The organism is Akkermansia sp. GGCC_0220 (assembly GCF_017566105.1).
GTDB classification, from domain to species: domain Bacteria; phylum Verrucomicrobiota; class Verrucomicrobiia; order Verrucomicrobiales; family Akkermansiaceae; genus Akkermansia; species Akkermansia massiliensis.
On sequence record NZ_JABFCI010000003.1, the window covers coordinates 68,503 to 93,857 of the forward strand.

Annotated in this window: 17 protein-coding genes and 2 tRNA genes; 14 read left to right on the plus strand and 5 right to left on the minus strand. The window is 58.4% G+C overall.

What is annotated here, in order from left to right:
* Positions 1-107 precede the first annotated feature (107 nt).
* The 3 genes from aspS to HJW02_RS03100 all read right to left on the minus strand — a co-directional run bounded on the left by aspS (position 108) and on the right by HJW02_RS03100 (position 3,873).
* The gene (aspS, locus tag HJW02_RS03090) at positions 108-1,901 is read right to left on the minus strand and encodes an aspartate--tRNA ligase (RefSeq protein WP_102720981.1); all 1,794 of its coding nucleotides are present in this window, start codon (positions 1,899-1,901) and stop codon (positions 108-110) included.
* Between the two features lie 33 nt (positions 1,902-1,934).
* Positions 1,935-3,209 carry a histidine--tRNA ligase gene (hisS, locus tag HJW02_RS03095; RefSeq protein ID WP_102720980.1) on the minus strand — a complete coding sequence of 425 codons (1,275 nt, stop codon included), beginning with the start codon at positions 3,207-3,209 and terminating at the stop codon, positions 1,935-1,937.
* Positions 3,210-3,453: 244 nt separating this feature from the next.
* Positions 3,454-3,873 (minus strand): pyridoxamine 5'-phosphate oxidase family protein, encoded by a 420-nt coding sequence (locus HJW02_RS03100; RefSeq protein ID WP_102733120.1) that lies wholly within the window; start codon positions 3,871-3,873, stop codon positions 3,454-3,456.
* A 292-nt stretch (positions 3,874-4,165) separates the two neighbouring features.
* Between HJW02_RS03100 and hypB the strand changes: the two genes are divergently transcribed.
* From hypB to hypE, 5 genes are read left to right on the plus strand one after another with little or no spacing between them, the layout of a single operon-like run.
* On the plus strand, positions 4,166-4,849 hold the full coding sequence (hypB, locus tag HJW02_RS03105) for a hydrogenase nickel incorporation protein HypB (protein WP_240454295.1): 684 nt from the start codon (positions 4,166-4,168) through the stop codon (positions 4,847-4,849).
* Complete coding sequence (hypF, locus tag HJW02_RS03110; RefSeq protein WP_022396248.1) at positions 4,830-7,157, plus strand: carbamoyltransferase HypF; 2,328 nt, start codon at positions 4,830-4,832, stop codon at positions 7,155-7,157. The genes hypB and hypF overlap by 20 nt, the downstream gene beginning before the upstream one ends.
* A gap of 4 nt (positions 7,158-7,161) precedes the next feature.
* Positions 7,162-7,404 carry a HypC/HybG/HupF family hydrogenase formation chaperone gene (locus HJW02_RS03115; protein WP_102720978.1) on the plus strand — a complete coding sequence of 81 codons (243 nt, stop codon included), beginning with the start codon at positions 7,162-7,164 and terminating at the stop codon, positions 7,402-7,404.
* A gap of 40 nt (positions 7,405-7,444) precedes the next feature.
* Positions 7,445-8,512 (plus strand): hydrogenase formation protein HypD, encoded by a 1,068-nt coding sequence (gene hypD / locus HJW02_RS03120; protein ID WP_102720977.1) that lies wholly within the window; start codon positions 7,445-7,447, stop codon positions 8,510-8,512.
* 4 nt (positions 8,513-8,516) lie between these two features.
* Positions 8,517-9,551, plus strand: coding sequence for a hydrogenase expression/formation protein HypE (gene hypE / locus HJW02_RS03125; protein WP_102720976.1), 1,035 nt, complete (start codon positions 8,517-8,519; stop codon positions 9,549-9,551).
* 172 nt (positions 9,552-9,723) lie between these two features.
* On the opposite strand, the gene HJW02_RS03130 is transcribed toward hypE, so the two are convergent.
* Entirely contained in the window at positions 9,724-10,845 is a 1,122-nt protein-coding gene (locus HJW02_RS03130) for a tetratricopeptide repeat protein (protein ID WP_102720975.1), read from the minus strand.
* Between the two features lie 917 nt (positions 10,846-11,762).
* Here HJW02_RS03130 and HJW02_RS03135 point away from each other — a divergent pair.
* From HJW02_RS03135 to HJW02_RS03155, 5 genes are all read left to right on the plus strand, one after another.
* Positions 11,763-13,724 carry a glycosyltransferase gene (locus tag HJW02_RS03135; RefSeq protein ID WP_102722435.1) on the plus strand — a complete coding sequence of 654 codons (1,962 nt, stop codon included), beginning with the start codon at positions 11,763-11,765 and terminating at the stop codon, positions 13,722-13,724.
* 303 nt (positions 13,725-14,027) lie between these two features.
* Entirely contained in the window at positions 14,028-15,956 is a 1,929-nt protein-coding gene (gene dnaK / locus HJW02_RS03140; protein WP_022396242.1) for a molecular chaperone DnaK, read from the plus strand.
* Between the two features lie 92 nt (positions 15,957-16,048).
* Positions 16,049-16,339 (plus strand): co-chaperone GroES, encoded by a 291-nt coding sequence (groES, locus tag HJW02_RS03145; protein ID WP_022396241.1) that lies wholly within the window; start codon positions 16,049-16,051, stop codon positions 16,337-16,339.
* A 44-nt stretch (positions 16,340-16,383) separates the two neighbouring features.
* Complete coding sequence (gene groL, locus HJW02_RS03150; protein ID WP_102722434.1) at positions 16,384-18,039, plus strand: chaperonin GroEL; 1,656 nt, start codon at positions 16,384-16,386, stop codon at positions 18,037-18,039.
* Positions 18,040-18,360: 321 nt separating this feature from the next.
* Positions 18,361-20,592: an inorganic phosphate transporter gene (locus HJW02_RS03155; protein ID WP_102722432.1), complete on the plus strand. Its 2,232-nt coding sequence runs from the start codon at positions 18,361-18,363 to the stop codon at positions 20,590-20,592.
* A gap of 215 nt (positions 20,593-20,807) precedes the next feature.
* Here the strand turns inward: HJW02_RS03155 and HJW02_RS03160 are convergent.
* A tRNA-Gly gene (locus HJW02_RS03160) sits at positions 20,808-20,881 on the minus strand.
* Between the two features lie 143 nt (positions 20,882-21,024).
* On the opposite strand from HJW02_RS03160, the gene HJW02_RS03165 reads away from it, so the two are divergent.
* From HJW02_RS03165 to HJW02_RS03180, 4 genes are all read left to right on the plus strand, one after another.
* Positions 21,025-21,098: transfer RNA gene (locus HJW02_RS03165), tRNA-Gly, on the plus strand.
* 186 nt (positions 21,099-21,284) lie between these two features.
* Positions 21,285-21,809 carry a hypothetical protein gene (locus HJW02_RS03170; RefSeq protein ID WP_146019308.1) on the plus strand — a complete coding sequence of 175 codons (525 nt, stop codon included), beginning with the start codon at positions 21,285-21,287 and terminating at the stop codon, positions 21,807-21,809.
* A 21-nt stretch (positions 21,810-21,830) separates the two neighbouring features.
* Positions 21,831-23,045, plus strand: a complete 1,215-nt coding sequence (locus HJW02_RS03175) for a hypothetical protein (protein ID WP_156340807.1) — start codon at positions 21,831-21,833, stop codon at positions 23,043-23,045.
* A gap of 92 nt (positions 23,046-23,137) precedes the next feature.
* Positions 23,138-25,345, plus strand: coding sequence for a polysaccharide biosynthesis tyrosine autokinase (locus HJW02_RS03180; protein WP_208050599.1), 2,208 nt, complete (start codon positions 23,138-23,140; stop codon positions 25,343-25,345).
* Positions 25,346-25,355 lie beyond the last annotated feature (10 nt).

Genomic DNA, 25,355 nt, shown 5'->3' on the forward strand with positions numbered 1-25,355 from the left:
GATTTCTGTCTTGCCGTTGGCGTGGTTCCGGATGCAGGAAGCTCTTTGAATGAAAAACCCCCGGATGGAAGTTTTTCCATCCGGGGGTTTGTGTTTAAAGATTCCGGTTATTTTTTAGCGGGCAGTTTCACCTGGATGTGAATGTCGCGCAATTGCCGCTCTTCCGCAGCGGCGGGGGAGTCGCTCATCAGGTCCGCTCCGCGATTGTTTTTCGGGAACGCGATGACTTCACGGATGGATTCCGCGTTGCAGATCATCATGACCAGGCGGTCCAGGCCCAGCGCAAGGCCGCCGTGGGGCGGAGCGCCGAAGCTGAAGGCGTCCAGGATGTGGCCGAATTGTTCGCGGGCCTGTTCCTCCGTGACGCCGAGCGCCTTGAACATGGCGGATTGCAAGTCGCGTTCATGGATTCGGATGGAGCCGCCGCCCAGTTCCGTCCCGTTGAGCACCACGTCGTAAGCCTGGGCGCGCAGGTCTGAGGAGAGTTCTCCCTTGAGCAGTTTTTCCTCGTCTTCCTTGACGGGGCGGGTGAAGGGGTGATGGATGGCCACCCAGCGCTGTTCTTCCTCATCCCAGCCCACCAGCGGGAATTCGATGACCCACAGGAAGTCGCGTTCCGTGTTGTCCTTAAGCAGTTCCATGAATTCGGCGCATTGCAGACGCACGCGGCCCAGGATATCGCAGGAGGGTTCCCACGGACCGGCCGCAAAGAGAACGAGGTCTCCGGTTTCAATGTTGAGGGCTTCCGTGAGTTTTTGCTTTTCTTCGTCGGAAAGGAATTTGGAGATGGGGCTTCTCCAGTCTTCCTCGCGCACCTTGATGTAGGCCAGGCCCTTGGCTCCGGCTTCCACGGCGGTTTTCGTCAGGGCGTCGATTTGTCCGACGGAGGCGGAGCCGAACCCCTTGGCGTTGATGGCCTTGACCACGCCTCCATTGCTTACGGCGGAGGAGAATACCTTGAACCCGCTGTTTTCAAAGATGGAGGAGACGTCCGTCAGCTTCATGCCGAAGCGGCGTTCCGGCTTGTCGGAGCCGTACTGGTCCATGGCCTCCCTCCACGTCATGCGGGGGAAGGGGGTGGGAATGTCCACGTCCAGGGATTCCTTGTACACGCGCTTGAGCAGGCCTTCCACCAGGTTGTAGATGTCTTCCGGCGTGATGAAGGAGGCTTCAATGTCCACCTGGGTGAATTCCAGCTGGCGGTCCGCACGCAGGTCTTCGTCACGGAAGCAGCGGGCGATCTGAAAGTAGCGTTCCATGCCGGCTACCATGAGCAATTGCTTGTACTGTTGCGGGGCCTGGGGGAGGGCATAGAATTTGCCGGGTGCCAGGCGGGAGGGGACCAGGAAGTCGCGCGCGCCTTCAGGCGTGGATTTGGAAAGGATGGGCGTTTCAATTTCCAGGAAGCCGTGTTCATCCAGATAGTCGCGCGTGGTCTTGGTCACGCGGTGGCGTATCTGCATGTTGCGGACCATGGACGGGCGGCGCAGGTCCAGAAAGCGGTACTTGAGGCGCAGGTCTTCATTGGAGAGGGCCCGGTCCAGCTGGAAGGGGAGCACGTCCGCCTTGTTGATGACGTTCAGGGTGTCCGCGGAGACTTCAATTTCCCCGGTCGGAAGGTCCGCATTGGTGGTGTCCACCGTGTCCGTTTTTAGGCGCGCAGCCACGGTGCCGGATATCTGGATCATGTCTTCGGAGCGGAGCTGCTGGGAGGCCTTCGCCACGTCCTGGTTGACTTCCGGGTGAAAGACTACCTGCGTGATGCCGGAGCGGTCGCGCAAGTCGATAAATATGACGCCGCCGTGGTCACGGACGGAATCTACCCAGCCGATGAGGGTGGTCGGCTTGCCGATGTTCGCAGCGCGCAATTCGCTGCAGGTATGAGTGCGGTATGAGTTCATCTTTGTTGAAAATGGAAGGGAGGAAGGAACGTATCAATCACGGCCGGTCAGGGAGGCCAGGGCGTCAAACAGGTTCTCCATGGCGACAGTGGAGGAGGAGCGCGCATGCAGGTCGCGCAGTTCCAGGGCAGGGAATTCGTCTCCCACAATCAGGGCCGCGCGCGCGCCGGATTTGACGGCTTTCTGGAGCTGGCCGTTGATTTTGGTGAGTGTGAGGGGAAGGTCCACGCTGTACCCCTGGTCCCGGAGGGCGGAGGCGATGGAGAGCATTTCCGCGCGGCGGTTTTCGGAGGCCTGCACCATGAAGACGTCGCATCCCGCGGCGGCCAGCGCCGCATCCTTCAGCGCCTTGGCATGGGGGGTCTGGTCAATGAGGTGGGTGATGACGGCATCCCCCATGGCAAACCCGGTGGCCGGCATGTCCACCGCATTGTTGGAGAGGGCGCCTACCAGCGTATCGTAGCGGCCACCGCCAGCCACGGCGCGCAGGCTGCGCTGCGTGTCAAAGATTTCAAAGACCAGCCCGGTGTAGTAGGCCAGGCCGCGCACCACGGAGAGGTCCAGCCTGACGTAGCCGTCCAGTCCGCGGGCTTCCAGGTCTTTCAGCAGGATGTCATAGCGTTCGGAGGCTCCGGCGGGAGGGTTCTCAATGAAGGCCATCAGGTCGCTGCGGCTGATGTGGAAGGCGTCCAGCTTGCGCTGGCATTCTTCCGGGCGGTCTCGTTCAAATTTGTCCACAATGCCCAGAAAGGCGGGAATGTCCTGTTCCTGCACGCCGTGTTCCGCGGCAAACCTGATCCAGGCTTCGCGGTCGGAGACGCGTACGATGAAGTCGTTCTGCGTAAAGCCCAGCTCCCTCATGCAGTCGATGGCCAGGGCAATCAGTTCGGAGTCCGCCCACGCGGAGCCTTCCCCAAGAATGTCCGCATTGAATTGGTAGAATTCGCGCAGGCGTCCTTTCTGCGGTTTTTCGTAACGGAAGCAGGAGCCGATTTCAAACCACTTGAGCGGCTTGGTGTATTCCCGCTGGTAGGCGGCGGCGATGCGGCCCAGGGAGGCGGTGAGTTCCGGACGGATGGTGATGTCCCTGTCTCCCTGGTCCGTAAAGCGGAAGAGCTGGGTGGGCAGTTCGCCCCCGCTCTTTTTAAGGTAAAGCTCCGTGGCTTCCACGGTCGGGCCTTCCCATTCCAGGAATCCATAGCGGTGCGCCACCCTCTTCCATGCGTTAAAGAGATAGTTGCGCACGGCGCAGTCCGCCGGTGCAAAATCACGGAATCCGGGAAGTGGTTGAAAGCGAGCGTCTGGCATAACCTGGGAAAAAGGATGTTGTCTGAGGACGAAACAGTTTACAGAATTCCCATGCCTTGGCAAGTCCACATGCTTACGATGAAGGAATTTCAACGGAAGGCCGTTTATCGGAATATGCCTCCTCAACGTCCATGATTGTTTTTATTTTTCTCTCTTCCAGCGGAGAACCTTTCCGGGAGGACGGCGTTCTGCCTCCATCCCCGGAATCCTTTATAGGAGGTTGGGCCATGTGGCGTGGAAAGCTTTATATGATATTAAAGTTTTCAGAGTTGAAGTTGCTGTAGAATCTGCCCTGCGTGGCGGTAAACCGCAAGACGCAATAATCCGGGTCGGTCACTCCCTCCGGGTAGTACATGGTGTCACCCTCCCTCCAAATCATTTCCTTATAGAGGCTGTCCTCCAGCACTTCCATGGAGCCGAGAAGCATGACGCCTCTGAAGAATCTCCGGTCACAAAAGTAAATGCAGGCTTTCGGGTTGTCTTGATATTGCCTTGCGCGCATGGAGGAGGTGTTGGTGGTGAAGTAGAAGACCTTGATGCCTTCCCTTTTCCGGGGCGGCAGCATGGCTTTCGTATTCGGATAGCCCTGTTCATCAATAGAGCTGATGAATGCCACTTTCTGATGGTCAATGAGATTTCCCACTGTTGCTTCCGCGTTTTTCATTGCTGTTTTCCTGATTGGGATGGTAGGCCAGAAGAGCCGCATTGTAAACTTGTCTTATTTATTCGGACTGTTTCTTTAAACGGTTTTTCCGGGAATTGTTTGATAGCGTATTCTGCCCCGGGATGTCCGGGCCTGAAATGAGGTTCAAGGGGAGTTTGACCTTGCCGTCTCCAGGATATGACGTAGGATAAATGAGATTTTTTCTCTTTTTTGGAATCTAATATCAGTATTGATTATGTGTAAAGAATGCGGATGCGGAGGTGAGCACACCCATGAAAGTCACGGCCACGGCATGGACGTCCATGTTCCTGTGTTGGACGCCAATGACCGGCTGGCAGAGCGCAACAGAGGTTTTTTCGCAGCAAAGAATCTTCTGGTTATCAATGTTTTTTCTTCCCCCGGGTCCGGCAAGACCTCTCTGCTGCAGAAGACGGCGGAGATGCTCCGCGGCCGTGTGCGCATGGGGGTGATCGTGGGGGATCTGGCGACGGATAATGATGCGGAACGCCTGAGCCGTGCGGATATTCCCGTGGTGCAGATTACGACGGGCACCATGTGTCATCTGGACGCCCGCATGATTGCAGAAGCCATGAAGAAGATGCCTTTGAACGATCTTGACGTTCTGATTATTGAGAACGTGGGCAATCTGGTTTGCCCGGCTTCCTATGATCTGGGGGAAGGCATGCGCGTGGTGTTGCTTTCCGTGACGGAAGGGGAGGACAAGCCGTTGAAGTATCCTCCCATGTTCCATTCCGCGGATGTGGCCCTGGTGACTAAGTCCGATCTGGCGGATGCCGTGGATTTTGACCGGGACGCCGCCCTGGCCGCCCTGAACAAGGTAGCCCATCATGCGCACGTGATTGAGTTGTCCTCCAAGACCGGAGAGGGAATGGACGCGTGGTGCGACGAGATTGTGGAACGCGCGCGCCGCGTCCGGGAAGGCAGGATCCAGCACCATGGCCATCACCACCATTGAACAGGCCGCTGCGGCGTTGAAGTTTGAGATAGCCGGCATCGTCCAGGGGGTCGGTTTCCGTCCCCATGTGTACCGTTTGGCTGTGCGGCACGGATTGAAGGGGTTCGTGCGCAATACGGAGTCCGGCGTGGAAATCCATGTGGAGGGGAAGCCCGGCGCTCCGGAACGTTTTTTTGCCGCGCTGATGGATACTTTGCCGGAGCACGCCCGCGTGTATGGCGTGGAGCAGACCGTGTGCGAGCCTGCCGGGTTTGAAGAGTTCCGCATTGTGGAAAGCGATTCTACTCCCGGCGGCGTTCCGATGATGCTGCCGGACCTGGCCCCGTGTCCGGAGTGCCTGAAGGAGATGCGCGACCCCGCCTCCCGACGGTATCATTACCCGTTTACCAATTGCACGCACTGCGGCCCCCGCTATTCCATTATTGAGGAGATGCCGTATGACCGTGCGGGCACCAGCATGAAGAAGTTCCAGATGTGCCCGGAGTGCCTGAGGGAGTACCGGGATGTGGAGGACAGGCGTTTCCATGCCCAGCCCATAGGCTGCCCGTCGTGCGGCCCTTCCATGAAAGTGCTGTTTTCAGACGGTTCCGAACTGGGGTTCGGCCACGGGTTTGACACTCCCGCGGAACAGGTGGCGTGGGTGCTGGCGGACGGCCTGATTGTGGCTCTGCTGGGCGTGGGCGGCTTTCAACTGCTGGCGGACGCTTCTTCGGAAGCCGCCGTCAGGCGTCTCCGCAGGCTGAAGGAGCGGGATGCCAAGCCCTTTGCCGTGATGGTGCCGGATGTGGACGCGGCGGGGAAGCTGTGCCGTTTGTCGGAGGAGGAGAAGCGCCTGCTGGCTTCTCCGGCGGCCCCCATCGTACTGGCTCCCGGAAGGAAGGATGTGGACCTGGCTCCTTCCGTGTGCATGTTCAGCCGTTTTGTGGGGGTGATGCTTCCGTCCTCCCCCCTTCATGCCCTGCTGATGGATGTATGGAGAAAGCCCCTGGTGGTGACCAGCGGCAATCTGAGCGGGGAGCCCCTGTGCATTTCCGTGGAGGAAGGCTTGCAGAAACTGGGCCATGTGGCGGATGTGTTTTTTGTGCATGACCGTCCGGTCGTGCGGCCCGTGGATGATTCCGTGGTCCGCGTCATGGACGGAAGGGCCATGATGGTGCGCCGTGCCCGCGGGTATGCTCCGCGGCCCGTGTGGCGCACGTCTGCGGAAGCTCCCGACGTTCTTGCGCTGGGTTCCGGGTTGAAGAATACCGTTTGCTGGCTGAAGAACGGCGTGGCCGTCATGAGCCAGCATCTGGGCGATCTTGACAGCGCGGCTTCCCTGAACGCGTTTGAACGGACGGTGGAGACGCTGGGGCGCACGCTGGGTGCTGTGCCGCAGGTGATTGCCGTGGACGCCCATCCGGACGGCCCTTCGTTTACGCTGGGCAGGCGTCTGGCGCGGGCATGGAATGTGGAAGTCGTTCCGGTGCAGCATCATCAGGCCCATGTTCTGGCCTGTGCCGTGGAGAATGAGACGCCGTTGCCCGCCCTGGGCGCGGCCTGGGACGGCACGGGATTCGGCACGGACGGGACGGTATGGGGCGGAGAGTTTTTTGTGATGGAGGAGGAAGGCGCTCCCCGCAGAGTGGCGCGGCTCAGGCCGTTTTTGCTGCCCGGGGGGGATGAGGCGGTCCGGGAACCTGCCCGGTGCGCCTGTTCCCTGGCGCGGCAGATGGCGCCGTGGCGCACGGATGGGCTTGAACAACGTCTGCAGGGTGGAATGACCTTGCAGAAGCGGGAAGCCCTGGAGGCGATGATGGCCCGTAATATTCAAGCTCCCGCCACTTCATCCATGGGGCGCCTGTTTGACGCCATGGCTTTCTGGTGCGGCTTTGACGGCGTGGCGGGATGCGAAGGGCATGCCGCCATGATGCTGGAGTCATGGGCTGCGGCGGTTTCCGGGGAAGAAATGCCGGGGGAACCGTATGAATGGGTCATGCATGAGGAGGGCGGCCTGCTGGAACTGGATTGGCGCCCGATGCTGAAAGCCGTGGACGATGACCTGCTGAGAGGCGTTTCCCGCGGCTGCATCGCCCGCAAGTTTCATGAGAGCCTGGTGAACCTGGCTTTTGACGTGGCGGAGCGTTTCTCACTGGACAGGCTGGTGCTGGGCGGCGGATGTTTTCAGAATGCCTTTTTGCTTGAAGGCCTGGCGGGAATGGCACAGTCTAGAAGGTGCCAGTTGTCCCTGCCGCAGCGGGTGCCGTGCAATGACGGGGGAATTTCCCTGGGGCAGGCTGCGGCAGTCGTGCGCCAATGGAAAGGATAATAATATGTGTTTGGCTGTTCCCGGAAAGATCGTGAGCATTAATGAGACGGACCCGCTGTTCAGGCTGGGAGTGGTTGATTTCGGCGGCGTGACCCGTGAAGTGAACCTGGCCTGCGTGCCGGAGGCCGTCCTGGGGGATTACGTTATTGTTCATGTAGGGATGGCCCTGAGCGTGCTGGATGAGAAGACCGCGCTTCAAACCCGTAGGGAAATGCGGGAGATCGTGGAGAATACCGATCCCGTGTAAGGGGAGGGTCGTTTGCCGGATTGAACATTTTTAATGGCTTATGCAGGAGGAAGTTCAGCAGTTGCTTGAGGAGCTGCGCCATGCCGTGACGCGTCCGTGGGCGGTGATGGAGGTGTGCGGGGGACAGACGCATGCGATTGCCTCCCTGGGGCTTGAGGAGCTGCTTCCTCCTGGGCTTCGTCTGATTCACGGCCCCGGCTGTCCGGTTTGCGTTACTTCGGTGGATTTGATTGACCAGGCCGTGGAGTTAAGCCTGCGGCCCGGCGTGGTTTTGTGCAGCTACGGGGATATGATGCGGGTGCCGGGCTCCCGCGGAGATTTGTTTTCCGCCAAGGCTCGCGGCGGGGACGTGCTTTTGATGTATTCACCGCTGGAGGCGGTTGCTTTCGCCGGGAGCCATCCGGAAGCGGAAGTGGTATTTTTCGCCGTAGGATTTGAGACGACTGCTCCGGCCACGGCTCTTGCCATGCAGCAGGCCCGCGCGCTGGGTTACGCCAATTTTTCCGTGCTCTGTGCCCATGTTCAGGTTCCCCCCGCACTGGAATGGCTGATGGATCAGGACGAGGGAAGGCCGGACGCCTTTCTGGCCCCTGGCCATGTCTGCGCCATCATGGGGGAGGGGGATTACGGCCGTTTGGCCGCTCGTTACCGGACGCCCATGGCGGTGACGGGGTTTGAGGCTCCGGACCTGCTCCGCGGCATCCTGATGTGCGTCCGCCAGTTGGAGAACGGGGATTGCACGGTGCAGAATGCCTACGGGCGCTATGTGAAGCCGGAGGGGAACAGGGCGGCGCAGGAAAGGATGAAAGAGGTTTTTGAGCCGGAAGACCGCCATTGGCGCGGCCTGGGCCTGATTCCCGGCGGCGGCATGAGGCTGCGCCGGGAGTGGGAGGACATGGATGCCGCCCTGCGTTTCGGATGCGGAAAAAGCGCCCATGGCGCGGATGAAGCTTCCGGATGCCTGGCCGGCCAGGTGCTGAGGGGGCTGATTCGTCCTGCGGAGTGCCCGTTTTTCGGCACGTCCTGTACGCCGCTGGCTCCCCTGGGCGCGCCCATGGTGTCCGGGGAAGGGGCCTGCGCCGCCTATTACCGTTATAAAAGAAGTTGATTCCATGTTTGAATGTCCTGTTCCGGAACCTGTTTCCGACCGTATCCAGATGGCCCACGGCGGCGGAGGCCGTCTGATGAATGACCTGATCCGTTCCGTCTTTCTGAACGCATTCGGCACTCCCTCCGGCGGCGTGCAGAATGATGCGGCCGTTCTGGATTTTCCGCCGGGGCGGCTGGCGATGACCACGGATAGCTTTGTGGTGCAGCCTCTGGAGTTTCCGGGAGGGAGCATCGGTTCCCTGGCGGTGCACGGCACGGTGAATGATCTCGCCATGAGCGGCGCGGACCCGTTGTACTTGACGGCAGGCTTTATCCTGGAAGAAGGGCTTCCGCTGGAGGCGCTGAACCGCGTGGTGCAGGATATGGCGGCGGCGGCGCGCGCGGCGGGCGTCCGCATCGTGACGGGAGATACAAAAGTGGTGGAGCGCGGAAAGGGTGACGGCATTTATATTAATACCGCCGGGGCGGGCGTGGTGCGCCATGGGTTGGAAATCAGCCCTTCTTCCGTCCGTCCGGGGGATTCCGTGCTGGTCAGCGGTGATCTGGGGAGGCACGGCATGACGATCATGAGCCTGCGGGCCGGGTTGTCCTTCGGGGAGGGACTGGAGAGTGATTCCGCCCCGCTGCATGAATCCGTGGCTGCCGTCGTCCGGGCCGGAATCCCCGTGCATTGCCTGCGTGACGTGACCCGTGGCGGGTTAACCGCCACGCTCTCGGAAATTGCGGAGTCCTCCGGCCTGACGGTGAAACTGGATGAAGTGTCCATTCCCGTGCGGGAGGATGTCAGAGCAGCCTGCGGCCTGCTGGGGTTGGACCCTCTTCAAGTGGCCTGTGAAGGCCGTTATCTGGCTATTCTTCCCCGGGAGCATGAGGAAGAGGCCCTGCGCCTGATGCGCGGCTGCGGCGTGTCCGCCGGGGCCTGCGCCATAGGCCGTGTGGAAGAGTTTGGAACGGCGCCCCTGCTGATGACGGGGCAGCTGGGGGTGGAACGGGTGCTGGGCATGCCTTCCGGGATGCAGCTGCCCCGCATTTGCTGATGCTTCCCGCGGTTTCCTCCGGCGTTGCATTTCCGGCTTTTTGGCAGGGAAGCGGTTGGGGCCGCCTCCCTGCCGGTCTGGCATTTCATAGGGATTTGCCGGAGCGGCTGCGTGTACTTCCGGAGAAGCTACAGCCGGCTTGGTATTGGGGGAGTTGGTTGTTGGAAGATGGTCAGGAGAGTTCCGCGTTTCCAGCTCCGGTGTCCGGCAGCGTCTTTAATGCCGCTTTGGCCTGGGTATGGTCCTGGGAGGCCGCCTTTTCCAGCCATTCCCTGGCAGTGGCCAGGTTCTTTTCCACGCCGAAGCCGTGCTGGTAGATGATGCCCAGGTTGTATTGTTCGGAGGCATAGCCGGCCCTGGCGGCCCGAAGGTTCCTGTTCTGCCATTCCCTGGCTTCAGCTTCGGTGAAATCCTGGTTCTTGCAGAATTGCTCCCATGTTTTTCCGAATTTCATGGCAGCCCGCGCAAATCCCATCAGGGCCGCTTTTTTGGTGTGTTCATCCGCCAGGCTCGCGTTCTTTTCCACGCCGGCGGGTCCCAGCCGGTACAGGTAGGCCAGTCCCCAGTATCCGTTGGGGCTGCCCAGGTCTGCGGCTTTCTGGAAGAGCTGGAGCGCGTCCTGATATTTTTTATGGGACATGGCGAACACCGCATTGGCCAGGAAGCGTTCCGCCTTGGTGAATTCGTAAAATTCGGGAATGGCGGCCCATTCGGATTTGAGTTTGTCCCTGTCCTTTTTGGACTTGGGCGGCATGCCGGCAGGCGGGGAAATCCGGAAAACGGGAATGTAGCCGGAGGCCCCCATGTTGGCCAGGCCGGCCATCAGGAAGCAGCCCGGCTGAATGCGCCACATGTGCATGTACAGCACGCGTTCCGCGGGCAGGGACTCCTTCTCAATCCAGTCCGGCAGATTCATGGGCGGGCCATAGAGGCCCGTCAGCCCGTTCAGCATGCGCTTGTACAGGGATTTCAGGCGCGTATCGTATTCATCCTTGCCTGCCTTGGTGCTGGAGTAAAAGGAGACGGCTCTCAGGCCTCCATCCTTGTTGTACTCAAAATGAAGTGAAAAGAAAAGGCCGCCAATGGGCTTTTTCGTTTTGTAGGCGCCGTTCAATCCAGTGCGGCTCAGGTAGGCGTCCGTTCCCGGACCTTCCAGGGATTTGCAGGCTTTCAGGGAACTCAGAAGCTGGGCTTCCTGCAAGCCTGTTTCCAGAGGGCCGTAAAGCGGCGAGGCGGTACAGCAGGCGGATGCATAAAGCATGGCTGCATAGCGATAGCAATCTATCAATTTCATTGGGGGAATGGGGTAGGGGATGGGGGTCGGTTGTTTCAATAGCGAATTAGGAATCCGGATGAAATGGCCGACAGCGCTAAAATAAGATGAACAATCATTATATTCAAGTATTTATGCTTTATTCTAACAAACATATTTTATCAAGGCTTTCGTCTAGGAAAATACTGGATTGATTTGGAGAAACAGGCTTGATATGAAAAACTAGTATTGACGCCGGATTCCTAATCCGGGGTGTTTAAAGCAGGTTGAAGGATAATATGCAAGAGTATCAGGAGCAATGAAGGAGATAACCGGCTGCGGTTTCCGGACCGGGAAAAGGCAGAGATAAGCATCCGGCGTTCCGCCACGTTTTCCCGGCTTTCAGAACATGGGAATCATTATTATTTTTATTAAAAATCTTTCTAAATATTCCTTCATTTCCGTTTTATGTATCTCGTATGCATGCATTTTGGCGGATTATAAATCCGGCTGTCGGGAAGGAATAATTTTTTTAATAAATAATAGAAACATTATCAATGGTTAATAAGAATATCAGATTTCACGGCCTTTGGATTCCATTGTGATTTTTCCCGTCCTGGATACGATGAAAATCATTTTTTCTCAAAAAATTTGGTTGACGGCGGATTTATAATGCGCGGATGGCCGCATGTAGTTTCAGAGCGTCTGATATTCAATGATTCGTCTGTTTTTTTACGGAAATGTGCGGTTTTGGCGGCGGCACCTTCCAAACAGGGAGTGGGGGAGGCCGCCTCCTCTGTTCGGTTTCCCGTGCAGGAAAAGCCGGGGGGACATGCCGGAATCTGTCCGGCACGGTTGTTTCTCCTGCTGGGGACGGGGACGGATGACAGCAGCCTGTGACGGTTTCGTTTCCCTCCTCAGCTTGCCTGGGAAGGCCTTTCTGCCCATGGTGCCGGCGCATGAGAATTGATGTGGCAACGGATACGTATGAACCTGACGTGAATGGAGTGGCCCTGACGCTGGAGCGGCTGGTCCGGGGGCTTCGGACGCGGGGGCATCTGGTGCATGTGCTGAGGGCTTCCGGGAGGGACGGAGCTTCCGTTCCCGGAGAGACGGCCATGCCGTCTCTCTCCCTCCCCATGTATCATGAGGTGAAAATAGGGCTGCCTTCCGCAGAAAGGTTCCGCTCCAGATGGATGAAGAAGAGGCCGGATGTGGTTTATGTTGCCACGGAAAGCCCCATGGGGGCCTCCGCCGTGAAGGCCGCTCGCGCTCTGGAGATTCCCGTGGTGATGGGATTCCACACCAATTTTCACCAGTACATGAAGGATTACCATTTCTCCGGGCTGGAAACCGCCGCCGTGAATTACCTGCGCAAGCTCCACAACCGGGCAGGGATGACGGTGGTGCCCACGGAGGAGATGCGCCGCGCGCTGGAGGGGCTGGGATTTGAACGCCTCTCCGTAATGGGGCGCGGGGTGGATGCCGCCTTGTTTGACCCTGCCAGGAGGGATGCCGGCCTGCGCCAGTCATGGGGCGCCTGGCGGGATGAAGTGGTGTTCGGCGTGGTGGGGCGTCTGGCCCGAGAGAAGAACCTGGTGACGGCCCTGGGATTGTACACGCGCCTGCAGCGGGAGTTCCCGGCCTGCGGCATGAAGATGGTCGTGGTGGGGGACGGTCCCATGATGAGCAGCCTGCGCAGTGAGTTTCCGGACGCCGTGTTTTGCGGAATGCGCAGCGGGGAGGACCTCGCGCGCCATTACGCCGCCATGGACGTGCTGCTCTTCGCCAGTGAGACGGAGACCTTCGGGAACGTTCTGCTGGAAGGGATGGCCAGCGGCCTGGCTACGGTCAGCTACCGGTACGCCGCTTCTGCGGATGTGGTGCTGGACGGCATCAACGGCCTTCAGGCGGAGAAGGGGGACGCGGAGGGTTTTTACTCCGCCATGCACCGTCTGCTGGAGGACAGGGGGATGATCCGGAGACTCGGCGAACAGGCCCGCAGGACCGTGCGCGCCAGAGCGTGGGATTCCATCCATGACAGGTTTGAAGAACTGCTGGCCTCCGTGGCGCGGGAGGAGAATGGAACCGGCTACGCCCGCCCCCCGCGGGATGCGGTGCTGGAATGCCGCACGGTCTTTTTGTCAGACCTCCATCTGGGCACGAAGGATTGCAAGGCGGACGAATGCCGGAGGTTCCTGAAGCATGTCCGTGCGGAAAAAATAGTTCTGGTAGGGGATATTGTGGACGCCTGGGCCCTCTCCCGCGGCAGCCGCTGGCGCAGGCGGCATACGCGCCTGATCCGCACCCTGCTGAAAAAGATGGAGCAGGAGGATGTGGAAGTGCTGTACCTGCGCGGGAACCACGACGATATTCTGGAAAAATTCCTTCCCTTTCATCTGGGCGGCCTGAAAATGGCCAGGGAGTGCGTGCACCGGGCGGCGGACGGCAGGCGTTACCTGTGCGTGCACGGAGACGGTTTTGACGCCATCTCCACCAACCACCGGTGGCTGGCGATGCTCGGCTCCCTGGGCTACGACGTTCTGCTGACGGTCAACCGGCTTTACAATAAATACCGCGCCTGGCGGGGCAGGGAATATTATTCCGTCTCCCGCGCCATCAAGAGCCGCGTGAAATCCGCCGTCAATTTCATTGGGAAATATGAGGAGCAGCTCCAGAATCTGGCGGTGAAAAGGCAGTGTGACGGTATCATTGCCGGGCATGTGCATCATCCGGCGGATACCATGGTGGGGGAGGTGCGGTACCTGAATTGCGGGGACTGGGTGGAAACCATGAGCGCGGTGGTGGAATACGGGGACGGCCGCATGGAAACGCTGCTTTACAAGGATTTCATGAAACGCCTGGCTTACGGCAAATGCGGAACCGGAGCGGAAGCTTCCTCCTGCAAGGAAGCTTCGTGACGGGCGCCGGGGATAGGCTGTCCGGGGGGTGTGGGACAAAATGGCCGCGTGTGACATTTTGTCTCTTTTTGGTGTGACAATATGTCCCATTGCTGCTCGGCAGGAAAAAGAGCGGACGAAATGATGCGATGTTATAATACGATGAATTTATGCTGTTTATGTTTATTTTTCAACAGGGCTTACAAGGCTGGCATGCCATTTGCAGAAAGAGAGGCAAGAACATGAGTTTGCCTGCATGACACTTCAGGTCATGGGGAAATCAAATCTCAACGAAATCCATTTAAAACAATCTAAGATAACGATATGGCTAAAATATTAGGAATCGACTTGGGCACGACCAACTCGTGCATGGCTGTGATGGAAGGCGGTCAGGGTACCGTACTTGAAAACAGCGAAGGTGCGCGCACCACTCCCTCCATTGTTGCCTTCACCAAGAGCGGTGAACGCCTCGTGGGGCAGGCCGCCAAACGTCAGGCGGTGACCAACCCGAAAAACACCGTGTTTTCCTCCAAGCGCCTCATCGGCCGCAAGTACAGCGAGCTGACGGAAGAAGATAAGAAGGTGCCTTATGAAATTGTGGAGGCCCCCAACGGGGACGCCTATATCCGCGTGGACGTAGGCGGGGAAAAGAAGACTTTTTCTCCCCAGGAAATCGCCTCCATGGTCCTGGCCAAGCTGAAGGCCGACGCGGAATCCAAGCTGGGTGAGACGATCACGGAAGCCGTGATTACCGTTCCCGCCTATTTCAATGACGCCCAGCGCAACGCGACCAAGGCCGCCGGTGAAATCGCCGGCTTGAAGGTGCGCCGCATCATCAATGAACCGACGGCTGCTGCCCTGGCTTACGGCCTGGACAAGAAGTCCAATGAAAACATTGCCGTGTACGACCTCGGCGGCGGCACCTTCGATATTTCCGTGCTGGAAATCGGTGACGGCGTGTTTGAAGTGAAGGCTTCCGACGGCGACACCCACCTGGGCGGCGACGACTGGGACAACGCGATCATCACCTGGATCATGGACGAGTTCAAGAAGGACTCCGGCATGGATCTTTCCAACCAGCCGGACGCCATCCAGCGCATCAAGGAAGAAGCTGAAAAGGCCAAGATCGCCCTTTCCTCCACCCAGAGCTATGACATCAGCCTGCCGTTCATCACGGCGGACGCTTCCGGACCCAAGCACATCCAGCTGACGCTGAGCCGTCCCAAGCTGGAACAGCTCACGGAAGACCTGCTGGACCGTACCCGCAAGCCCGTGCTGGACTGCATCGCCGCCTCCGGCCTGAAGACCGGGGACATTGACGAACTGGTGCTGGTGGGCGGCATGACCCGCATGCCCGCCGTGCAGGAAATGGCCCATACGCTGGCTGGCAAGGAACCCCACAAGGGCGTGAACCCGGATGAAGTGGTGGCCGTAGGCGCCGCTATCCAGGGCGGCGTGCTCCAGGGGGACGTCAACGACGTGCTTCTGCTGGACGTGACCCCGCTGACCCTGTCCATTGAAACGATGGGCGGCATCGCTACGCCGATGATCGAGCGCAACACGACCATTCCGGTGCGCAAGAGCCAGGTGTTCTCCACCGCCGCGGACAACCAGCCCGCCGTGGACATCCGCATCTGCCAGGGTGAACGCAAAATGTTTGAGGACAACAAGCTTCTCGGCAACTTCAAGCTGGACGGCATCTCCGCCGCTCCGCGCGGCGTGCCGCAGATTGAAGTGACCTTTGACATTGACGCCAACGGCATTCTGCACGTCTCCGCCAAGGACAAGGGCACCGGCAAGGAACAGAAGATTTCCATCCAGGGCTCCAGCGGCCTTTCCAAGGATGAAATCGAACGCGCCAAGCGTGATGCAGAAGCCCATGCGGAAGAAGACAAGAAGCGCGCCGAGGAAATTGACACCGTCAACCAGGCGGACTCCCTCTGCTTCTCCGTGGAACGCCAGCTCAAGGACATGGGGGACAAGATTCCCGCAGACCTCAAGCGCGAGATCGAAGACAAGGTGATGCACCTCAAGGAAGCCATCTCCAAAAAGGAATACACCGCGATCAAGGCCGGGAAGGAAGACCTGGAATCCCGTCTGGAAGCCCTTTACAAGGCAGCGGAAGCCGCCCAGCAGTCCGCCGGTGCAGCCGGCCCCATGCCGGGAGCCGCTCCGGAGGAAGAAGCTTCCGACGGCCCCCGCAAGGCGAAAGGCCGCGTGGTGGACGCCGAAATCGTCGACGACGACAAATAAGCAACCCCTTCCCGCCGGAGGGGGAGCAACTTCCCCTCCGGCGGAACATTACATCCATATATTCATCTATAACAACACAAAAACAACATACTATGGCAAACATTAAACCCCTAGGACAACGTGTGCTGGTCAAGCGCATTGAAGCTGAAACCAAGACGGCCGGCGGCCTGTTCCTGCCGGACACCGCCAAGGAAAAACCCCAGGAAGCCGAAGTGATCTCCGTAGGCACCGGCGGCCGCGATGACAAGGGCGCCTTGATTGAATTCACCGTGAAGCCGGGCGACCACGTTCTTATTTCCAAGTACGGCGGCACGGAAATCAAGCTGGACGGAGAAGACTACCTTATCCTGTCTGAAAACGACATTCTGGCCATCATTGGCTAAATCACACGACACACTCACTCAACATCATTTTAAAATAACCTGATATTATGGCTAAACAAATCCAATTTGACGAAACCGCGCGCCAGGCTCTGCTCCGCGGCGTGGAACAGATTGCCAAGGCTGTCAAGAGCACGCTGGGGCCTGCCGGCCGCAACGTGGTGATCGACAAGAAATTCGGTTCCCCCCTCATCACCAAGGACGGCGTGACCGTCGCCAAGGAAATCGAACTGGAAGACCCGTTTGAAAACATGGGCGCCCAGCTTGTCCGGGAAGTCTCCTCCAAGACCAACGACGTGGCCGGGGACGGCACCACCACCGCCACCGTGCTGGCTGAAAGCATTTACCGCGAAGGCCTGCGCAACGTCACCGCCGGCGCCAACCCCATCTCCCTCCAGAGGGGCATCATGAAGGCCGCGGACGCCGTGGTGGAAGAACTCAAGAAGATCAGCAAGCCTGTTGACTCCAGCAAGGAAGTGGCCCAGGTTGCCACCGTTTCCGCCAACTGGGACGCCGAAATCGGCCACATCATCGCGGAAGCCATGGACAAGGTGGGCAAGGACGGCACCATTACCGTGGAAGAAGCCAAGGGCATTGAAACCACGCTGGACGTGGTGGAAGGCATGCAGTTCGACAAAGGCTACCTGTCCCCCTACTTCGTGACCAACGCGGAAACGATGGAAGCCGTGCTGGAAAACCCCTATATCCTCATCCACGAAAAGAAGATCAACAACCTGAAGGACTTCCTTCCGCTGCTTGAAAAAGTGGCCAAGAGCGGCCGTCCCTTCCTGGTCATCGCGGAAGACATTGAAGGCGAAGCTCTCGCCACCCTAGTGGTCAACCGCCTGCGCGGCGTGCTGAACATCTGCGCGGTGAAGGCTCCCGGCTTCGGCGACCGCCGCAAGGCCATGATGGAAGACATTGCCATCCTGACCGGCGGCAAGTGCATCACGGAAGACCTGGGCATCAAGCTGGAAAACGTGGGCATTGAAGACCTCGGCCAGGCCAAGCGCGTGGTCGTCTCCAAGGATGAAACCGTCATCGTGGAAGGCGCCGGCAAGTCTGCGGACATTGAAGGCCGCATCTCCCAGATCCGCCACCAGATCAAGGACACCACGTCCGACTACGACCGTGAAAAACTCCAGGAACGCCTGGCCAAGCTGGCCGGCGGCGTGGCCGTCATCCATGTGGGTGCCGCTACGGAAACGGAAATGAAGGAAAAGAAGGCCCGTGTGGACGACGCCCTGCACGCCACCCGCGCTGCGGTGGAAGAAGGCATCGTTCCCGGCGGCGGCGTGGCCCTGATCCGCGCCCAGAAAGCCATTGACACCCTCAAGCTGGAAGGCGACGAGGAAACCGGCGCTCAAATCGTCTATCGTGCGGTGGAAGCTCCGCTCCGCCAACTGGCCAGCAATGCCGGCCGTGAAGGCGCCCTCATCGTCGCCAAGGTGAAGGGGATGAAGAAAGCGGCCGACGGCTACAACGTAGCCACGGACAAATATGAAGACCTGCTCACCGCCGGTGTGGTGGACCCGACCAAGGTAACCCGTTCCGCCCTGCAGAACGCGGCTTCCATCGCCGGCCTGCTGCTTACCACGGAATGCGTCATTGCCGACAAGCCCGAGAAGAAGGGCTGCGGATGCGGCTCCGGCGCTCCCGACATGGGCGGCATGGGAGGAATGGGCGGCATGGGCATGATGTAAGCCCCGTCCGTTTCTGCGAGACACGGCAATCGACTTCAAGGCTCCCCGGTTTTCCGGGGGGCCTTTTTGTTTTGTATGGAAGGCGGCAGCCGCCACTCCGCGGGAAGGGATTTCAGGAAAATGAGCCGTGGCTGCCGGAGAACCGGAGGAAAACCAGGCTCCGGAAGTACCCGGAAGAAACGGAAGATTTCAAGGGAAGCAGGTGTAGCGCTATGGTTTTCATTGAAAATCATATTGTTGTATCAATGTGACGGAATGTTCACGTTTTAAAACGGGCGTGCGGAAGCGGCCTCCTGTAATAGAGGGCCGTTTATTACGCTTATGGACCCAATCTATTACTTCATCATAGGGCTGATTCTGGTGCTCTCCTGCTTTGACCTCGTCGTCGGGGTCTCCAATGACGCCGCCAACTTCCTGAACTCCGCCGTCGGTTCCAAGGCCGCGCCGCGCAGGACGATCATACTGGTGGCCGCCCTGGGCATCATCATCGGCTCCCTGTTCTCCAGCGGCATGATGGAAATCGCCAGAAGCGGCGTATTCATGCCGGCCCAGTTCACCTTCCATGACATCATGCTGATATTCCTGGCGGTGATGCTGACGGACGTGATTCTGCTGGACGTCTTCAACACCTTCGGTCTTCCCACCTCCACCACGGTCTCCATCGTCTTTGAACTGCTGGGCGGCGCCGTGGCGGTTGCCCTGTTCAAAATCTGGTCCGCAGAGCCGGGCGCAGCGCAGGAACTGTCCAGCTACATCAACTCCTCCAAGGCGCTGGCGATCATCTCCGGCATCTTCTCCTCCGTCTTCGTCGCCTTCATTTGCGGGATAACGGTCATGTGGATTTCCCGCCTCATCTTCTCCTTCAACTACAAAAAATCATTCAAATACCTGGGGGCCGTCTGGTGCGGCTTGGCCCTGACGGCCATCACCTACTTCGCCATCTTCAAGGGGCTGAAAGGCAGTACGCTGGTCACCAAGGACATGATCCGCCACCTGGACGCTCACATCTGGCTGTACGTATGCTGCAGCCTGGTATTCTGGACCGTCCTGATGGCCGTTCTCCAGAACATTTGCAAAATCAACATCCTGAAAATATCCGTCCTGGCGGGCACCATGGCCCTGGCGCTCTCCTTTGCCGGAAACGACCTGGTCAACTTCATCGGCGTTTTCATGGCGGGGCAGTCCTCCATGGAGATAGCGTCCGCCGCTGCGGCGCAGGGCGCGGACCTTTCCACCCTCACCATGGGCGGCCTCATGGTCCCCGTCACGGCGGACTGGCGCTACCTGCTGGGCGCGGGCGTCATCATGGTGCTGGCCCTCATGTTCTCCAAAAAGGCGCAGACCGTCACGGATACGGAGGTCAACCTGGCGAGGCAGGGCGGGGGCGTGGAGCGGTTCGGCTCCGTCCCCCCGGCCCGCATGGCCGTGCGCTATGCGTTGAACGCCTCCCGCGCGGTGGAAAAAATCATGCCCGCCTGCGTGGGAAGATTCATTGAAAAACGTTTCCAGCCCGTGCCGGACGGCCCGGATAACGGGGCCTCCTTTGACCTGATCCGCGCTTCCGTGAATTTGACGGTCGCCGCCCTGCTGATCTCCCTGGCTACGTCCCTCCGGCTTCCTCTTTCCACCACGTATGTGACGTTCATGGTGGCGATGGGTTCCTCCCTGGCGGACAAAGCCTGGGGGCGGGACAGCGCCGTGTACCGCATCACGGGGGTGATTACGGTAATTTCCGGGTGGTTCTTTACGGCCTTTGCCGCATTCACCATGTGCTGCATGGTGGCGGCGTGCATCGTTTACGGAGGCCTGTTCGGCATTGTCGCCATGTGTGCCCTGGCAGCCTTCCTGCTGCTGAAAAGCTCCAGGCTCCATAAAAAAAGAACCCAGGCCGCGGCGCTGGCGAAGGTGGCCAATTACCGGGATCCGGCCTGCGCCGCCCGCTACAATGAAGAAATCATTGAGCTGATGAAACGCATGGCGGAAATCTATGAAATGAACCTGGAAGCCCTGAACGTGGAGGACCGGAAGCGGCTGAAAAAGCTCCGGAAGGAAGCTCGCGGCATCCGCCGCTCCCTGAGCGACCGGATGGCGATGGAAGTCATGCCCGTCGTCCGGGAACTTCCGGATGAAGAGGCGGACCGCGGCAAGCGTTACGTGCAGATGGTGGAATACGCCACCTCCGTCTTTGAATCCCTCTCCAACATCACCACGGCCAGCCATGCCTACATAGACAACAACCATGAAGGGCTGGACATGGACAGGATAGAGCACTTGAGGGGGATGAACAACCGCGTTTCCTCCCTGTACCCCCGTTTCCGGGAAATGATGGAAAGCAACGACTATGCCGGGCTGGACCAATGCCTGGCCGGCATGGACGCGCTGGATGAGGAATTTGCGGAGGCGGTCAAGCAGCAGATCATCCTGCGGGCGGAGGACGTATCCGACATGCGGCGGGCGCTCCTCTACCTCAACCTCCTTAATGAAACCCGCACGATGATCCGCAAGGTTCTTCTTTTGGCGAAAATTCAGCGGAAATTTGTTCTTGGCTGGTAAAGGCCTGTAATTCACGGCTGCGCCGGAGGCGGCTGCTTCCGGCGCAGCGGAAGAGGGAGCGGCATTTTCTTATCCGGAAATTCTCCCGGAATACCCGGGAAGCGGGAATGGGGAAAATTTATTTTCCGGAAAGCGAAAGCCTCCGGAATGCTCGTCTTTTTAAAGTGTAAAGAAAAACCGCAAGCATTGAGGAACAATTGCTTGCGGTATAAAAGTGGTACGGGCGATGGGAATCGAACCCACGTCTCAAGCTTGGGAAGCTCGCGTCCTACCATTGAACGACGCCCGCATGAAATGCGGATGCCTATTTAGCGGCAGAAGGCAGGTATGTCAAGACCACAGAAAAATCGTGTCTTCTTTTTTGATATTTTAACACAGAAATGAAAAAAAACTTGTCTTACCCCCGAGGCTTGAACATAATGCCTCTGTTGTGCGGGTATAGCTTAATGGTAAAGCTCCAGCCTTCCAAGCTGATCACACGGGTTCGATTCCCGTTACCCGCTCCATTTTTTCATTAAATTCACCTGCTAGATACTTCCTTTATGAAAGCCAGGTTCATGACAAAGACGGCGCTCAGTGCGCTGGCACTTGCGTTTGCGGGCGCCCTCCCCGGTGTGGCTCAGCAAACTGCTTCTCCGGCAGCCGTTCCGGCTGTTAATAAGGTTAAAGCCTCTGCTGTTGAAAAGGCTTTTATGAATCAAATGGCAGGTGTTGTTCAGGCCAGCTTGAAAGCCGGCGCCCTGGATATGAAAGCCGTGACCGAGATTCTGAACGCCGCTGTCAAGGCCGGCGTGTCTGACCAGGTGATGGGCTCCCTGGTATCCATGGCCGCAGGTGCTTTCCCGGGCAGCGCGCCCGCTGTTGCTTCCGCCGCCGTTAAAAGCTATGGAACCCAGGTAACGGAAGCCAACGTACGCAACGTGATTGCTTCTGCTGTGGCTGTGCAGCCCCACCCGTATGCGTCCGTTTCTCCCATCTCGGAAGCGGTTACGAAAGCTCTGGGCAGCTCCATGGTAGCCAATGCCGTTCCCGGCATTGCCGTGGGCGTGGCGGCCCAGACGCCTGACAATCCTCTGCAAGGGGTGACCACTCAGACCAGCGGTCTGGTGAGGCCTGGTGAAGAAGCATCCGGAGGGGCCCTGGTCCTGCCGGGCGGTCTTCCCGTGGGCGGCTCTGCTACAAGCCCCGCTCCCATCTCCAATCCTGCCGGAAATTAACCCGATCCATTTATCAATAGCATGAAGAGTCTTTTTTATCTCTCCTTGATGGCTTCCGGCATGCTTGCCGTCCATGCCAACGGGCAGTCCCTGTACACCCTGGCAGGACCGGTCGGTCTGGAAGAATCCCTTCCCCTGAAGTGGACATTCAATCTGGCCGGCGGTTATGACGACAACGTCAACGCTTCCAACTATGACCAGCAGGAAGCCGCTTTCATCAGCACGGACATCGGCGCCTCCCTGGCCAACTACGATTCCGTGACCCAGTACTCCTTCTCCGCCAAGCTTGGGGGTATCTTTTACCTGAAGGACCTTGAGGGAGAGACGAACGAATCACTTTCCAACTCCACGCTCTCCGCCAACCTTTCCCACAGCTTTGACCAGACCCTGCGCTACAACGGTAGCGTGTCCTTTGCGTGGCAGCCGGAACCCAACTATTCCAACGGCATTGCCAACGCCCGCCGGGACGGCGACTACATTTACGTGTACGTCTCCAGCTCCGTGAGCAAGGCATGGACCTCCCGCTACTCCACCACGCTGGGCGCCAACTTCTCCATGATCAACTATCAGGAGGACTCCGCCAAGACGGACAACCGCGACTATGTGGGCATGGACTTCACCAACCGCTACAAGTGGACGGAACGCCTGGCTATTTCCCTGAGCTGGAACGGTTCCTACTGCGACCGCGAATACGGCAACAACGAATTCTCCAACTTCGTCATGGCCGGCGCTGAATACGCTGTGGCTGAAAATACGTCCGCCACGCTCCGCGTAGGTCCCCAGTTCAAATATGTGGAAAGCTACGGTACCAGGACCTATCCTTCCGCAGAATTCGGTTTGAACCACCGCATGAGCGACCGCTTCATGATCGGCACGTTCATCCGCTACTCCAACGAAGCGACGAATACGTACATTCCCTACAGCGGTGCCAGTTACTATTCCAATGAAACGTGGCGCTTCGGCGTGAACAGCACGCTGAAACTGACGCACCGCGCCAGCCTGAACTGCGGCGTAAACCTGATTTCCAGCGAGTACAGCCGCCTGAGCTCCGGCAGCAACAGTGATACGTCTGACCTGACCTTCAATGCTACGGCCGGCATCAAGCTGCTGCTGACTAATGCGCTGGCTCTTACGGCCCAGTACTCCTACACCAACGGTTCCTACGGCGGCTATAACTACCCGATGCCCTCCTACAACCGCAACGTGTTCTCCTTCGGCGTGAATTACAGCTTCTAAGTCTTGACTGACCATTAATGTCCTTACTCCTCTAATTGCGAATGTTCATTCACAATTAGAGGAGTTTTTATCTTACTACCTCACTATCTTTCATGAATGCCCAGGATCAGCAGAACAGTGATCGCATCGTACGCAACATTGACTATTTGCAAGTTTTAAAAAATCGCTGGAAGGAAGTCTTCCTGGTCTTCCTTCTGGTGCTGGTCATTTCCGTGGTAGTGACTTTCCTGATGCCGCCCTCCTACCGGGCGACGAGCCAGTTCCAGATCAAGCTGCCCAAGCCCGTAATGGAAATCGGCCAGGGGGGGGACGTGGTCGCCTCCTCCAACGTGACGGCTAACTACATTCCCATGCAGTATTCCGTGCTGACTTCCACTGAAGTTCTGAAGGTGGTGTCCAGGAAGCTGAATCTTGCCGCGGAATGGGGCATGACGGATGAAATGGCGGCATCCAATCTGGCCGGCATGATCAAGGTAGCTCCCGTGCGTGCGACGGACCTGGTGGACGTCATTGTCTCCGGCCCGGATCCCAAACTGGTGCAGAACATCGCCAAGACGGTTCCCGAGGCTTACAAGCAGGACCGTGAAATGCGTGAAAACCGCCTGGTGGAAACCGCCATCAAAAGTTTGAAGGACGTTCTCCGGGAACAGGAGGATACCGTCAATGAAAAGATGATGTCCCTCAAGAAGCTGATTGCGGAAAGCTCCTACCTTCCCACTACCTGGAGAAACGGTGAAAACCGGAGCACTCTGACGGCCGGCATGGAAGAGGAAGACTTCCGGAACGCCAAATCCCAGGCCATGCAGTTTGAAAAGGATGAAAAGGAACTGGCTTCCTACGTGCAGGAACTGAAGCGTCTGCCTGACGACAAGCTGCTGGATTACGTCATCAGTTCCGACCTGCTGAATGCGGAATCCGTAGGAGCCAAGGCCCTGCGTGAAACCTATGCCGAATTTTCCGACAAGCTCAAGGAGAAGGAAAACCTGAAAGCCCAGAACATCGGGGCCAGGCACCCCAAGATGCTGGCGCTGCTGGAGACGGAAAGGATTCTGGGAGAGAAGCTGAACAAGGAGCTGATCGGGCTGCGCTCCTCCCTGAAAAGCAAGCTGGAAATGGTTTCCGCAAGCCGGAAGCACTGGGAGGCGACCGTCGCTCAAAAGGAGGAAGCTCTCCAGAAGCATGTCCTGCAGGTTCCCATGTATGAACAGGCCAGCCGTGATTATGACGCCGCGCTGGACCAGCTCAAGGACCTGGATTCCCGGTACAAGGATGAAATCGCCCGTCTGCGCGTTCCCCGTGAAGCGATTGAAATGTACCAGCTTCCGACCTATCCTGCCGCTCCCTACAAGCCGAACGTGACCATCAACCTGGCGGTGGGCGCCGGGGCCGGGCTGCTTCTGGGCATCGGGCTGGCCCTGCTGCTGGAATTCATGGACACCTCCGTGAAGACGATGGAGGACGTGGAACGGGCCCTGCAGGTTCCGGTGCTGGGCATTATCCCCAAGAATGTGCCGATCCTTCATTCTTCCGATGTGATGGGCCCGGACGCGGAAGCCTACCGTATTCTGCGAACAAATATAGAATTCAATAAAAAGGGATTGGAGGAAATTTCCCTGACCTTTGTTTCCGGCAGTGCCGGGGAAGGGAAGACCACCACCTTGTGCAACTTGGCCTATATCTGCGCCCAGGGCGGCTATGCCACCCTGATGATTGACGCCGACCTGCGCCGCTCCAAGCTTCACCGGTATTATGAACTGGACAATGAAGTGGGGCTGACCTCCTATCTGCTGGAAGACTACCCGCTGGAGGAAGTGATTTTCCAGACGCCCATTGAAAACCTGTACGTGATGCCTGCGGGCCCCACGCCCTTCGACCCGTCGGGCGCGTTGAATTCCCGCAAATTCAATGAACTGCTCCAGGAAGTGAAGCAGCGCTTTGACATCGTGCTGGTGGACTCCCCGCCCATCCTCGGCGTCAGTGATTCCGCCGTCATCGTGAGCGAGGTGGATATGACGCTCATGGTCGTCCAGCCCCGCAAACTGCCGCTGAAAGCCCTCCTGAGGCAGAAGCAGGTGATTGAATCCGTAGGCGGCAACCTGGCCGGCGTGGTGATGAATAATGTGGACATCACGTCCGATCACCAGTATCAGTATTACACGACTTATTACTCCTATTATTCTGCGGATGGCGGTTCCTCCGGCGAGAATGCGGACGCCTCTTCCATGAAGAAGGCCGAGCGTTCCGGAAAGGCCAAGGAGCTGGCGGCCACCCAGTCCCATGATAGTGAAGATCTGTACTAACCCATTGCTC